Source organism: Haemophilus parainfluenzae ATCC 33392 (assembly GCF_031191205.1).
In the GTDB taxonomy this organism is placed as follows: domain Bacteria; phylum Pseudomonadota; class Gammaproteobacteria; order Enterobacterales; family Pasteurellaceae; genus Haemophilus_D; species Haemophilus_D parainfluenzae.
Map to the genome: position 1 here is coordinate 499486 of NZ_CP133470.1, position 13132 is coordinate 512617.

Annotated in this window: 12 protein-coding genes; 3 read left to right on the forward strand and 9 right to left on the reverse strand. The window is 39.7% G+C overall.

Features of this window, described 5'->3' with window-relative positions:
- Positions 1 to 5: 5 nt before the first annotated feature.
- The 7 genes from RDV53_RS02455 to menB form a co-directional block, all read right to left on the reverse strand.
- The gene (locus RDV53_RS02455; RefSeq protein ID WP_005696915.1) at positions 6 to 1454 is read right to left on the reverse strand and encodes a surface lipoprotein assembly modifier; all 1449 of its coding nucleotides are present in this window, start codon (positions 1452 to 1454) and stop codon (positions 6 to 8) included.
- Between the two features lie 68 nt (positions 1455 to 1522).
- Positions 1523 to 2587, reverse strand: a complete 1065-nt coding sequence (locus RDV53_RS02460; protein WP_005696916.1) for a Slam-dependent surface lipoprotein — start codon at positions 2585 to 2587, stop codon at positions 1523 to 1525.
- Positions 2588 to 2727: 140 nt separating this feature from the next.
- A complete protein-coding gene (gene accC / locus RDV53_RS02465; RefSeq protein ID WP_005696917.1) occupies positions 2728 to 4074 on the reverse strand; it encodes an acetyl-CoA carboxylase biotin carboxylase subunit in 1347 nt (448 codons plus the stop codon).
- A 60-nt stretch (positions 4075 to 4134) separates the two neighbouring features.
- On the reverse strand, positions 4135 to 4590 hold the full coding sequence (gene accB, locus RDV53_RS02470) for an acetyl-CoA carboxylase biotin carboxyl carrier protein (protein ID WP_005696918.1): 456 nt from the start codon (positions 4588 to 4590) through the stop codon (positions 4135 to 4137).
- A gap of 159 nt (positions 4591 to 4749) precedes the next feature.
- Positions 4750 to 5202 carry a type II 3-dehydroquinate dehydratase gene (aroQ, locus tag RDV53_RS02475; protein ID WP_005696920.1) on the reverse strand — a complete coding sequence of 151 codons (453 nt, stop codon included), beginning with the start codon at positions 5200 to 5202 and terminating at the stop codon, positions 4750 to 4752.
- A gap of 60 nt (positions 5203 to 5262) precedes the next feature.
- The gene (gene menC / locus RDV53_RS02480; protein ID WP_005696921.1) at positions 5263 to 6252 is read right to left on the reverse strand and encodes an o-succinylbenzoate synthase; all 990 of its coding nucleotides are present in this window, start codon (positions 6250 to 6252) and stop codon (positions 5263 to 5265) included.
- A 69-nt stretch (positions 6253 to 6321) separates the two neighbouring features.
- Positions 6322 to 7179 (reverse strand): 1,4-dihydroxy-2-naphthoyl-CoA synthase, encoded by an 858-nt coding sequence (gene menB, locus RDV53_RS02485; protein WP_005698319.1) that lies wholly within the window; start codon positions 7177 to 7179, stop codon positions 6322 to 6324.
- Between the two features lie 144 nt (positions 7180 to 7323).
- Here menB and RDV53_RS02490 point away from each other — a divergent pair, with 144 nt between their 5' ends.
- The 3 genes from RDV53_RS02490 (at position 7324) to RDV53_RS02500 (ending at position 11038) form a co-directional block, all read left to right on the forward strand.
- The gene (locus RDV53_RS02490) at positions 7324 to 7893 is read left to right on the forward strand and encodes a DUF5358 domain-containing protein (RefSeq protein ID WP_005696924.1); all 570 of its coding nucleotides are present in this window, start codon (positions 7324 to 7326) and stop codon (positions 7891 to 7893) included.
- Between the two features lie 159 nt (positions 7894 to 8052).
- Positions 8053 to 9195: an FMN-dependent L-lactate dehydrogenase LldD gene (gene lldD, locus RDV53_RS02495; protein WP_032822596.1), complete on the forward strand. Its 1143-nt coding sequence runs from the start codon at positions 8053 to 8055 to the stop codon at positions 9193 to 9195.
- 184 nt (positions 9196 to 9379) lie between these two features.
- Complete coding sequence (locus tag RDV53_RS02500) at positions 9380 to 11038, forward strand: phosphoglucomutase (RefSeq protein ID WP_005696926.1); 1659 nt, start codon at positions 9380 to 9382, stop codon at positions 11036 to 11038.
- Between the two features lie 61 nt (positions 11039 to 11099).
- Here the strand turns inward: RDV53_RS02500 and murQ are convergent, their stop codons facing one another.
- Positions 11100 to 12008 carry an N-acetylmuramic acid 6-phosphate etherase gene (gene murQ, locus RDV53_RS02505; RefSeq protein ID WP_005696928.1) on the reverse strand — a complete coding sequence of 303 codons (909 nt, stop codon included), beginning with the start codon at positions 12006 to 12008 and terminating at the stop codon, positions 11100 to 11102.
- Positions 12009 to 12011: 3 nt separating this feature from the next.
- Positions 12012 to 13130: an anhydro-N-acetylmuramic acid kinase gene (locus RDV53_RS02510; RefSeq protein WP_005696929.1), complete on the reverse strand. Its 1119-nt coding sequence runs from the start codon at positions 13128 to 13130 to the stop codon at positions 12012 to 12014.
- Positions 13131 to 13132 lie beyond the last annotated feature (2 nt).

The window sequence follows — 13132 nt, forward strand, 5'->3', positions numbered from 1 at the left end:
TTTGGTTAGAAAGTTGTGCCCATTTCTAGAAAAATACGATTTTTATCATAACTATAAAATGGATGATTACTTGAAACTCGTTGATAAGACCATGTAATTTTAGGCGTGATTCCCCAAAAGTAAAGATCACGATGCCATAATGTTACTGCTGATTGATATTCATTATTTTTTTGACGAATATTAAATAAATCAGCACCTTTGTAAGTTCTATGCGCATAGGCAAGGGAAACTCGAGTTGAAATACCCCAGCCCCACTCTTGCCCCCAACCTAAACGCAGATTTTTACGTTGATAAGCATTGTCTTCGTCTCGTGTATTTTCACGATTATAATCAGCGCCTACAAACCAAAATTGACCACTCTTAGGAAAATAAGATAACGTATTCGACCAAAGATAGTTATTCCCATTCAAATGTTTACGAGTGTTATAACGCTGTTCACCATACTCAAGTGCGGTTGAAATTTGCCACTTTTCACTCAACCAATAAGTTAAATCTAAACGAGCACCTGAATTTTTCGAATACTGTTTCATTGACTCGTTACCTGATGCGCCACCAGCATACCATCGTCTTTCTGTAAATGGCATCAATGAAATCTCAAAATGTGCTGTTTGATAACCTACTCCAGCACCGACTCTACCATTAAATTCATTATATTTTTTATTATCCCAGTAATATTTTCCTCTTCCCTCAATAGAAAATTGAGCGAAATAATTATGGGATAATGACCATTTTTTCTCTGCTTCTGCAAAATAAGAAAAACCTGTTGCACTTTCACGTTCCCAGGCATTCCAATTTCCAATGCGAGTGCCAGCTTTTGGCGCATTGTTAATATTACTTTCATTCAAGAAACTCAAACCACCTCGAAACTTCCACTGCTCTCGGCTGTTAAGTGCTGAAAGATATTGATCGATCATGACGATAGACTCGGGTGAAACTTGTTCAGCTCTCAGTTTTTGGAATTGATCTTTAGCAGCCTCATTATCATTGTTTAAAAAGAGAGCTTGTGCTAACTGATAACGTAACGGTAGAATGTTCGGATCTTGAGAAAATAGCGTACGATAACGAGTTACTGCCTCCGAAAAACGCCTTTCTTCACGAGCATTAATCGCATTCGCCCATTCAAGTAAAAATGGATCTTGTTTAGACAAATTTTGATACAACGGTAATAATAATTGAACGGCTTCGCCGTTATTTTGCGACACCGCAGTGATCAATCCATGCACAATCAAATCTGGATGTTTCGACAATTCTTCTTTCGTAATAGAAAGCGTATGTTTATCTTTACGTTTATCTGATACTTGTGGATTTGCAGAGGATAAACTAGGTTTAGCAAATTCAAGTTGATCATCAAATCGTTCATCACGAGGTTTAGGAGACTTCTCTGCTGCAAAAGAGAAAGAACTCAGCAATAAAGACGAGCTTAAGAATAAAACAAGTTTAGATTGTGGAATCATTTTTTATTCCCATAAAGAAAATAAAGCAAGCACGAAGCTTGCTTTAAATAATAATGAAATAGAATTTCTTATTGTGCTTTTGCACCGTAGGCTCCAACCCAAGAATTATCTTTAGCTTTTACCATTCCACCTAGTTCTTTAGCTCCATCCCCATAAAACTTGCCCTCTGATACAGCTTCTGAAACAAAAGAGGAGGATTTTGCAGTACCGTAAAATTTATTGCCTGAAATATCGGCATTAATGTCAACTTTGACGTTATTAAATTTACTTTCCCCAGATTCAACATCATATTTAGGACTATCAACGTTTAAACTTCCTGATAATTTTTTGTCACCAAAATTAACCTTAAATTCAGAGGTGCCTTTTCTATAACCACCAAATACATGATTCCCTTTATCCGCCATTATACTTTCACCTTTGTAAGTAACTTCTCCTGATTCTGGCATACTGTTTGAAGGATTTCCATTATAAAAAAGAATATCATCTTGCCCAAATGAATGACTTGCAATTGCACCAAAGCGAACATCTGTGTATTTTCCACAACAAATATGTGGTGCTAAATTCAGCTTCTCGATAAACGCCCCTTCTTTTGTCCAATCTTGACTTGGTTCAAGTTTAAAATCAATAGGAATATTTTTGCCATCAACATCGATACTAGTAAAATTATTAGTAGCAATGAGCTCCTGTTCATTTTTAATTGTATTAACATTTCCTACAATATCTCCCTCATTTTCTGTTTTTATAGAAAATGCTAAACCAGTATTAGTTGGCAAACGTTCAGGCATTCCAGGTGTTGGCTGTTCAATTGGTTTTGATGGCTCAGCTGGTTTGGATTCCTCAGTTGGTTTGAACTGCTCACTGGTTTTGGACTGCTCAGCGGGTTTGGATTGCTCAGCGGGTTTGGATTGCTCAGCAGGTTTGGATTGTTCAGCAGGTTTGGATTGCTCAGCAGGTTTGGATTGCTCAGCAGGTTTGGATTGCTCAGCAGGTTTGGATTGTTCAGCTGGTTTGGATTGTTCAGCAGGTTTGGATTGACTCGCTAATTGATTATTACCACCGCCACCACTTCCACAGGAAGCTAGCATTACCGTTGTAAGAATAGTTAAGCTGAATTTCGAAAGATTAAATTTCATTGTTTTTCCTTAAGCAAAAAAATAGTCACAAATTATATAGGGATTTTATATCATTTCAAATACATTTTATAAATCATTGGGATAAAATTAACTAGACTTAATAAAAAACGGCTAATCCATCTTGAATTAGCCGTTTTATTTTAATCATACATCCCTAATTTCTTCTCTAAGTAGTGGATATTGGCGCCACCTTTTTGGAAGTTTTCATCTTCAAGAATAATTTCATGAAGAGGGATATTGGTTTTGATACCGTCAATGATCGTTTCTGATAATGCATTTTGCATACGACGGATTGCTACATCACGAGTATCACCGTATGTAATTAATTTTGCGATCATAGAATCATAATGCGGAGGAACGGTATAACCGCCATACACATGAGAATCCCAACGAACGCCTAAACCACCTGGTGAGTGCAAGTGTGCCACTTTACCTGGAGATGGTAAGAATGTTTTTGGATCTTCTGCATTGATACGACATTCAATTGCATGACCTTTCACTTTAATATCTTCTTGTTTATAAGAAAGTGGTAAACCAGCCGCAATACGTAATTGTTCTTTCACCAAATCCACACCAGTAATCATTTCTGTTACTGGATGTTCTACTTGAATACGAGTATTCATTTCGATGAAATAGAACTCACCATTTTCATATAAGAATTCAAATGTACCTGCACCGCGATAGCCAATTTCAACACAAGCCTTCGCACAACGAGAACCTATATCACGACGAACTTCTTCGGTAATACCCGGTGCTGGTGCTTCTTCCACCACTTTTTGGTGACGACGTTGCATAGAACAATCACGCTCTGCAAGATAGATTGCATTACCGTGTGTATCAGCTAAAACTTGAATTTCAATATGGCGTGGATTTTCTAAATATTTTTCCATGTAAACCATATCATTGTTAAACGCTGCTTTTGCTTCTGCTTTTGTCATCGCAATGGATTCTTCAAGTGCATCTTCGCTACGTACCACGCGCATACCACGACCACCGCCACCACCAGACGCCTTGATAATAATTGGATAGCCAATACGTTTTGCAATTTCTTTATTTTTCGCGATATCGCTACCTACTGGGCCATCTGAACCAGGTACGCAAGGCACGCCTGCTTTTTTCATTGCTTTAATCGCAGAAACTTTATCCCCCATCAAACGAATAACGTCCGCTGTTGGGCCAATAAAGATAAAACCAGAACGCTCAACTTGCTCTGCAAAATCCGCGTTTTCAGAAAGGAAACCATAACCAGGGTGAATCGCATCCGCACCGGTTACTTCTGCTGCAGCAATAATCGCAGGAATATTTAAATAACTTTTTACAGATGGCGCTGGTCCGATACAAACTGTTTCATCTGCAAGTAATACGTGTTTTAAATCACGGTCAGCGGTAGAGTGAACCGCCACGGTTTTAATGCCTAATTCTTTACAGGCACGCAAAATACGCAGTGCAATTTCACCACGGTTAGCAATCACAACTTTTTCTAACATAACAATTTCCACTTGGGTGAAAAAATGGCGAGAAAGCTCGCCATTTCAGATTGATAGGGATTATTCGATAACGATCAATGGTTGATCAAATTCAACCGCTTCGCCATCATTTACTAAGATTGCTTTAACCACACCAGCTTTATCAGCTTCGATACGGTTCATCATTTTCATTGCTTCAACGATACAAAGCGCATCGCCTACTTTGACTGTTTGTCCCACTTCCACAAAAGCTTTCGCTTCTGGGCTTGGGCTACGATAGAATGTACCTACCATTGGTGAACGCACTTGGTGTCCTGACACTTCAGCTGCCGGCGCTTCCGCTGGTGCAGCCGCTGGTGCAGCAGCAGGAGCCGCAACCGGTGCAACAGGTGCTGCTGCATATTGAATTGCCGCAGGTGCAACGGCTGGTGCTGCACGACTAATACGTACTGTACCTTCTTCTTCTTGCACTTCTAATTCAGTGATACCCGATTCTTCTACTAATTCAATTAGTTTTTTGATTTTACGAATGTCCATACGTTCTTCCTAAAAATAATAATGAATTGTTGACCGCACTTTCAGAATGGATTCCCAAAGTGCGGTCATTTTAAAACCTGTTTTTGTGTCGGCAAGATTACCGCAAAATCACGAACTTTGCGATAAATTTCTGCGAAAATCTGTAAATTTTATGAAAATTTATGCTTTTTTATTTAAAAAATCCAATGCAAATTGAAGCGCAAACTCATAGCCTTTTGCACCTAAGCCACAAATCACGCCTTCAGCCACATCACTAAAGTAAGAATGATGACGGAATAGCTCACGTTTATGTACATTAGACAAATGAATTTCAACAAAAGGAATTGACACCGCTAGCAACGCATCGCGCAATGCAACACTGGTATGCGTATAAGCTGCTGGGTTAATTAAAATAAAATCCACTTTCTGAAAACTTTGATGAATTTTATTAATTAACTTTTCTTCGCTATTTGCTTGGAAACACTCCAAATTCACATCATGCTGCGCAGCAAGTTTACCCACATTTTCTTCAATGGCAGATAATGAAAGTGAACCATAATGTTTTGGTTCCCTTGCGCCCAACATATTCAAGTTCGGGCCATTTAACAGCAAAATATTGAATTTTTTTGACATTTTCACATCCTTTAACTTGTGCGAATTATAGCGATTTTTTATGTAATGGTGGTCGTATCTCTATGCAATTTTGGTAATAAATTCTGAATTCAAATCAATTAACGGTAAATCTGAGCCTGGCCATGCTCGTAATACCTGATGTTGCATCAAATTCAATGTATCTAATCCTGGCATCACGTTAGGCGTATATTGCGCAGCGATACGAGCGAGTTGTGTTAATCCAAGACTACTTTCAAGGCTCGAGCTGATCACTGCTTTTATGCCTAAACTATGCGCTTGAGCAATCAGCTTTTGACAATCTTGCAACGAGCCAATCAATGTTGGTTTAATCACAATGGCGCTTAAGTGCGGTTCTTTTTCTACAAGAAAATCTGGCTCACGCACACTTTCATCCCAAGCAATATTTATGCCTGTTTGATCTGCAAACTGACGGCTTTCTTCACGGGTTTTACAAGGTTCTTCCAAAAATTGAATACGAGATCTATGTTGCGGTTTTACTTTCTCCGCAAATTTTAATGCCTTTTCCAAGGTCCATTGACGATTCGCATCTAGACGTAATTGCAAATCAGGAATGGCTTCAAGAAACATATCCGTAATCAAACCATCACGATTCGCTTCATACATACCGACTTTAACTTTAGCCACTTTGTCACCGGGCATTTGATTCAGTTCCGCATATAACTCATCAGGATCGCCATAGCACAACGGTGCAGTATGATAGTTGCCTTCCTCATTTAAATAACGCTTCATCTCATCCATCGCCGTGCTAATACCGAAAGCAACAGAAGGATAGCAACCGTCAAGGGGCACTCTTGGCGCTTCACAGCTCGCATGACACCAATTCGTTAGCCATTCAAGTGCTTGCTCTTGCGCTTGATCAAAGGTTTCTTCGCTAAACCCTGGTAAAGGTGCGATTTCTCCCCATCCATCACGGCTACAGGCAACACGTACAATCAAGCCTTCTCGACGTTTTAAAAAACGCCCACGCAAGATTAACTGACTATCAACGGGAATAGAATAACGATAAAGATTAAATGATTTGGTTTCCATCTTATTCTCCTTGATGGTAAAAGTGCGGTTAAAAACACACAGATTTTTAACCGCACTTTTATGTTCAAATTAAGGATTACGTCTGAATTTACTGAAGTCTGGTGCGCGTTTTTCGTTAAACGCGTTACGGCCTTCTTGACCTTCTTCAGTCATATAGAACAACATGGTTGCGTTACCCGCAAGCTCTTGTAAACCTGATTGACCATCGCAGTCTGCATTCAATGCAGCTTTTAAGCAACGCAATGCAATTGGGCTATTACGTAACATTTCACGGCACCAACGCACAGTTTCTTTTTCTAAATCTGCATAAGGCACGACAGTATTCACTAAGCCCATATCTAATGCTTCTTGCGCATTATATTGGCGGCATAAGAACCAAATTTCTCGGGCTTTTTTCTGACCGACTAAACGGGCCATATAGCTTGCGCCCCAACCACCATCAAATGAACCTACTTTAGGGCCAGTTTGACCGAAAATCGCATTGTCTGCCGCAATGGTTAAATCACATAACATATGAAGTACGTGACCACCACCGATCGCATAACCTGCGACCATTGCCACCACTGGTTTTGGACAAGTACGAATATCACGTTGGAAATCCAATACATTTAAGTGATGTACACCGCTTTCATCTTTGTAACCGCCGTAGTCACCACGAATTTTTTGGTCGCCACCAGAACAGAATGCTTTTTCGCCTTCACCGGTTAACACAATCACGCCAATTTTTTCATCGAAACGCGCGTTAGAAAATGCATGGATCATTTCTTTGACTGTTTGCGGACGAAATGCATTGCGCACTTCTGGACGATTAATGGTGATTTTTGCAATACCATCAGTCGATTTGTGGAAACGAATATCGGTATAGCCTTCGCTATGATCAACCCACTCAACTGGTGCATATAAAACATCATCTTTTGGATTTTGCATTGTTCTTTCCTTTATAAGTGTAAAAAGTGCGGTCATTATAGCGGAAGTTTTTTAGTTCGGGAAAGAAAATCAATTATTGAAGACTTTACAATTATGTCGTTATTGTTAAAATTCCGCCATTCCAACTTTAGTAAGGAAATTTAAGTGAAAAAAATTATTTTTTTAAGTAGCATCATGTTATTAAATGCTTGTAGTTTATTTGGTTCATCACAATCAACTATTCCTGCTGAATTCGCACAAGCAGACTATCTCCTGTCTGATGCCAATGCGAAAACATGGGCTGTAGCAAGTAAACAAGCTGAACAATGTATCTATCCAAATTTAACTCGCATTCAGCAACAACATTTTGCCAAAGAAGATAGCTATATTCATTCCCAATATGTCTTTTTCTATCCGTTAGAAAAAATCATCGGTGAAGACTATGTAAAAATGATTCAAAAAGATGAAAAATCGATGAATTATGCGACCTACCAATTTAAAAAATTCCGCGCAGAAATTGGTGATGTCGATGCATTAGAACCCAAAGCTTGCCAAATCTTACGTACTCAGGCAAAAGAAGACTTAAATGTGGTGAAAGGCCAGTATGTAAATGGCATGGTAGATGAAACGAAAAATGACGATGGCACACTGAAGAAAAGTGGTGATGGCATTGCCACCAATCAAAACAAATTCTTCTTTGATATTATTAAATGGGGCTCAGCTCTCCTTCTTTAGTAATTTTACTCTTCACGAGCAAAATCAGTTAAATGCACGATTCAGATGGAAAATCGTGCATTTTTATTTCCTAATTACAAATCTTCAAAAACTAATACCTTTATTAATGAATTTAACCTACAATAGAAGATAATGATTATCATTAATAACGAGGTAAATATGATTATTTCATCCGCAAACGACTATCGTCAAGTTGCTAAACGTAAGGTTCCCCCATTTATGTTTCATTATGCTGATGGTGGCTCTTATTCTGAACATACACTTACACGTAATGTAAGCGATCTATCTAACATAGCATTACGGCAACGTGTGCTCAATGATATGTCTCAATTAAACACTGAAATTGAATTATTCGGTGAAAAGCTTTCTATGCCGTTAGTATTAGCTCCTGTAGGTGCATGTGGCATGTACGCAAGTCGTGGTGAAGTTCAAGCTGCAAAAGCTGCTGATAACAAAGGTATTCCATTTACGCTTTCAACTGTATCAATTTGTCCAATTGAAGAAGTAGCTCCAACACTCAAACGTTCCATGTGGTTCCAACTTTATGTTCTAAAAGATCGAGGCTTTATGAAAAATGCTCTCGAACGAGCAAAAGCAGCAGGTTGTAAGACATTGGTCTTTACTGTAGATATGCCAACCCCTGGTGCACGTTATCGTGATATGCATTCAGGCATGAGTGGCGAATATAAATGGCTTCGTCGAACATTACAAGGTTTCACTCATCCATTATGGTCTTACGATATGCTCATGAAGGGGCGTCCATTTACATTAGGTAATGTTTCTCAATATATGGGTAAACCGGTAGGGTTAGATGATTACATTGGTTGGTTAACTGACAACTTCGACCCTTCTATTTCGTGGAAAGATTTAGAATGGATACGTGATTTTTGGGATGGCTCGATGGTTATCAAAGGTATTTTAGATGCTGAAGATGCTAAAGATGCTGTTCGCTTTGGTGCTGATGGGATCGTGGTATCCAACCACGGAGGTAGACAACTAGACGGTACACCATCAACAGCTCAAGCTTTACCTTATGTCGCCGATGCCGTCAAAGGTAATATAAAAATTCTTGCAGATAGTGGTATTCGTAATGGATTAGATGTAGTACGTATGATTGCATTAGGTGCTGATGCTACTATGATTGGTCGTTCTTTTGTCTATGCTCTTGGAGCAGATGGTCAACGTGGCGTAGAGAATATGCTCGATATATTTCATAAAGAAATGCGTGTAGCAATGACACTAACAAGCAATAAGAATATCACAGATATTACTCGTGATGCTTTAGTGGACTTCAGCAAATAAATTTTAAATTTCATAATCTAAAATCATTTAACAGCGTGAATATTTTACGCTGTTTTTATTTTATTAGAAAACGATTGCGATCAAAAAAAGCTTATCTTTTCAGGAAAAAAGAAAAATAGTCGTTTTAATCCGATCCATTTTCCGTTAGTCTATCCAAAATTACTTTTTACAAGGAGAAAACATCATGACAACGCTTTTTGATATTGCACAAAACTGGTTAAATCAAGATCCTGATGCAGAAACTCACGCAGAATTAACCGCACTTTTAACGGCGGCGAAAAATGGTGATGAAAAAGCACAATCTGAATTACAAGCTCGCTTTAGTGGCCGTTTACAATTTGGTACTGCGGGGCTTCGTGGACCATTACAAGCAGGCCCTATGGGTATGAACCGTGTTTTAGTGGCACAAGCTGCGGGCGGTTTAGCAGATTATTTAAAAGATTACGACAAACAACCTTCCATCGTGATTGGTTACGATGGTCGTAAAAACTCTGATGTTTTCGCACGTGATACCGCTGAAATCATGGCGGGTGCAGGCGTGAAAGCTTATTTACTTCCACGTAAATTACCAACGCCAGTATTAGCTTACGCAATCCAATATTTTGATACCACCGCAGGTGTCATGGTGACTGCAAGTCACAACCCACCAGAAGATAATGGTTATAAAGTTTATTTAGGTAAAGCGAACGGCGGTGGCCAAATCGTTTCTCCTGCAGATAAAGATATCGCGGCATTAATCGACAAAGTAGCAGCAGGCAATGTAAAAGATTTACCACGTAGTCAAGATTATGTTGTGCTAGATGATGAAGTGGTTAACGCTTATATTGAAAAAACCGCTTCTCTTGCTAAAGAACCTCAAGCAGACATTAACTACGTTTATACCGCGATGCACGGTGTAGGCTATGAAGTATTAAGCAAAACCTTAACCAAAGCAGGTCTTCCACAACCTCATATTGTGGCTGAACAAGTATGGCCAGATGGCACATTCCCAACGGTAAACTTCCCTAACCCAGAAGAAAAAGGCGCATTAGACTTAGCCATTAAAGTGGCAAAAGAACACAATGCAGAATTCATTATTGCCAATGACCCAGATGCAGACCGTTTAGCGGTTGCGGTTCCAGATGCACAAGGTAACTGGAAACCTTTACATGGTAACGTGGTAGGTTGTTTCTTAGGTTGGTATTTAGCAAAACAATATCATGCAAAAGGTGAAAAAGGCACATTAGCTTGCTCTCTAGTATCTTCCCCAGCACTTGCTGAAATTGCAAAAAAATACGGCTTCCAATCAGAAGAAACCTTAACCGGTTTCAAATACATCGGTAAAGTTCAAGGCTTATTATTCGGTTTCGAAGAAGCGCTTGGTTACTTAGTTGATCCTGATAAAGTACGCGATAAAGATGGTATTTCTGCAGCTATCGTGTTCTTAGATTTAGTGCGTCACTTAAAAGCACAAGGCAAAACCTTAGCGGATTACGCCAATGACTTCACGCAAGAATTCGGTGCTTATGTAAGTGGTCAAATTTCTATTCGTGTAAGCGATTTATCTGAAATTGGTAAATTAATGGCCGCACTTCGCAACACGCCTCCAGAAGAAGTAGGTGATGTTAAAGTGGCACAATTCATCGACCACACTAAAACTGATCGCCAAAGCGACATCCTTGTATTCGTATTAGAAAACGGTAGCCGCTTAATCGCTCGTCCATCTGGTACTGAGCCGAAAATCAAGTTCTACCTTGATGCTCGCGGTAAAGATCCAAAAGACGCAGATCAAGTTTTAGCACAATTTGAGGAAGGCGTTCGTCAAATTCTACGTCAAGATGCTTACGGTAAACAAGATTGCTAATTAAGCAAACTATTAAATGATAAAAAACGCTAGGTTTGATGCCTAGCGTTTTATTTTTTGCTTATTTCAACGCAAGTTGTAACTTGCCGTGATGTTTTTCTAATAAAGCTTCCGCTTGAGCACGATCTAGTCCACTCAAAATCATCATAATTGCTAATTTCGCATTTTGATCGGCAAGCTTTAATGTCTCTTCTGCGAGTGTCTTATCGCAATCCGTGGCTTGCATGACGATACGAATGGCACGAGCTTTCAGCTTCTCATTACTTGCCTGCACATCCACCATTAAGTTTTGATAGCATTTGCCCATTAAAATCATGGAAGCCGTAGTAAGCATATTCAGTACTAATTTTTGGGCGGTGCCTGATTTTAAGCGACTCGAACCAGTCAGCACTTCTGGCCCCACTACCGTATCAATAGCAATATCCACAATATTCGCCATCGCTGAATTCGGATTACTTGCAATCGAAACGGTCACTGAACCTAAACTTTTCGCATATTCCAATGCACCGATCACATAAGGTGTTCGGCCACTCGCAGCAATACCAACCAAGACATCTTTTGAGGAAAATTGAATGGTTTGTAAGTCAACCACGGCGTGCGTTTTGCTGTCTTCGGCACCTTCAATTGGATGACGTAATGCGCGCTCGCCGCCTGCAATAATACCTTTCACCATTTCAGGTGACACACCAAATGTTGGCGGGCATTCAGAAGCATCAAGTACGCCTAATCGACCACTAGTTCCAGCGCCAATATAGACTAATCGACCACCTTGTTGAAATGCAGCAACAATACATTCGACCGCTTGGGCAATTTGAGGTAAGCATTTTTCAATTGCCAAAGGCACTTGTTTATCTTCCTTATTCATTAACTGCACAATTTCCAATGCAGACAAGCTATCCACATGCATGGAATTGGGATTCCGTTGTTCAGTAATTAAAGTTGAAAGGGTTTGTAATAAATTTTCTGCCATGGTTTATTCCTTTGGAAAAATCGCCCCTAAACTGACCGCACTTGTGGCACCCGTCACACTCGGTAAATTAGCGGGCAAATTATGCATACGACGATAGGCCAACCAAGCAAAAGCTGCCGCTTCCACATAATCGATATCAAGTTCTAATTCCGTCGTCAGTTGAATACGCCAATTTAGTAATGCCTGTTTTAAACCATTCATGATCACCTGATTTTTAGCACCTCCGCCACAAACAAGTAATCTGCATGGTAATGTCGTCTGAATATTATTAAGGGCTAATACAATACTTTGCACGGTAAATTCAGCCAAGGTGGCTTGCACATCTTGTGGTAAAAGTGCGGTCGTTTTGCCTGTTATTTTTTGAATTTTATTCTCTAGCCAAGCCAAATTAAATAATTCACGCCCCGTGCTTTTCGGTGGTGGAAGCTGAAAGAAATCTTCATCTAATAATACCGCTAACAAATCTGGATTCACTTGACCTGAAGCCGCCCATTCACCATTTTTGTCGTAAGCTTTGCCTTGATGTTTTTCGATCCATTGGTCGAGCAAGGCATTACCGGTTCCCGTATCAAAGCCAATGACAGGCTGTTCGGGTATCAATAACGATATATTGCTAATACCGCCAATATTAAGCACCACCGTTGCCCAGTTAGGATCAAAAAATACCGCTTGATGAAAAGCGGGTACTAAAGGCGCCCCTTGTCCACCAAACGCCATATCTTTACGGCGCAAATCACCAACAACCGTAATACCTGTTTTAGCGGCTAATAAATTCATATCACCGATTTGCATGGTAAACGGGAATTGACTTTTTGGGGAATGCCACACTGTTTGACCATGGCAGCCAATGGCTTCGACCTGCTCAGGTTTTAACTCATGTTTACGTAAAAAGGCATTTACGCAATCGGCATAAAGAAAACCAAATTGATGATCAAGCTCCCCTAGAGCCTGTAAAGTGGTTTCGCCAGATTGAATAAGTGCGGTCACTTTTTCACGTAAATTTGCTGGCATCGGCGTGAAATCGGCCGCAATTAATTTGGTTTGATTCGAATGGATGTCAGTAAGAGCAATATCGACACCATCAAGACTGGTGCCCGACATAATGCCAAGATAATAAGTCATAA

Coding starts and splice junctions, on each gene's coding strand:
- RDV53_RS02455 (WP_005696915.1), bottom strand. CDS start 1,454: ATGATTCCACAATCTAAACTTGTTTTATTCTTAAGCTCGTCTTTATTG.
- RDV53_RS02460 (WP_005696916.1), bottom strand. CDS start 2,587: ATGAAATTTAATCTTTCGAAATTCAGCTTAACTATTCTTACAACGGTA.
- accC (WP_005696917.1), bottom strand. CDS start 4,074: ATGTTAGAAAAAGTTGTGATTGCTAACCGTGGTGAAATTGCACTGCGT.
- accB (WP_005696918.1), bottom strand. CDS start 4,590: ATGGACATTCGTAAAATCAAAAAACTAATTGAATTAGTAGAAGAATCG.
- aroQ (WP_005696920.1), bottom strand. CDS start 5,202: ATGTCAAAAAAATTCAATATTTTGCTGTTAAATGGCCCGAACTTGAAT.
- menC (WP_005696921.1), bottom strand. CDS start 6,252: ATGGAAACCAAATCATTTAATCTTTATCGTTATTCTATTCCCGTTGAT.
- menB (WP_005698319.1), bottom strand. CDS start 7,179: ATGCAAAATCCAAAAGATGATGTTTTATATGCACCAGTTGAGTGGGTT.
- lldD (WP_032822596.1), top strand. CDS start 8,053: ATGATTATTTCATCCGCAAACGACTATCGTCAAGTTGCTAAACGTAAG.
- RDV53_RS02500 (WP_005696926.1), top strand. CDS start 9,380: ATGACAACGCTTTTTGATATTGCACAAAACTGGTTAAATCAAGATCCT.
- murQ (WP_005696928.1), bottom strand. CDS start 12,008: ATGGCAGAAAATTTATTACAAACCCTTTCAACTTTAATTACTGAACAA.
- RDV53_RS02510 (WP_005696929.1), bottom strand. CDS start 13,130: ATGACTTATTATCTTGGCATTATGTCGGGCACCAGTCTTGATGGTGTC.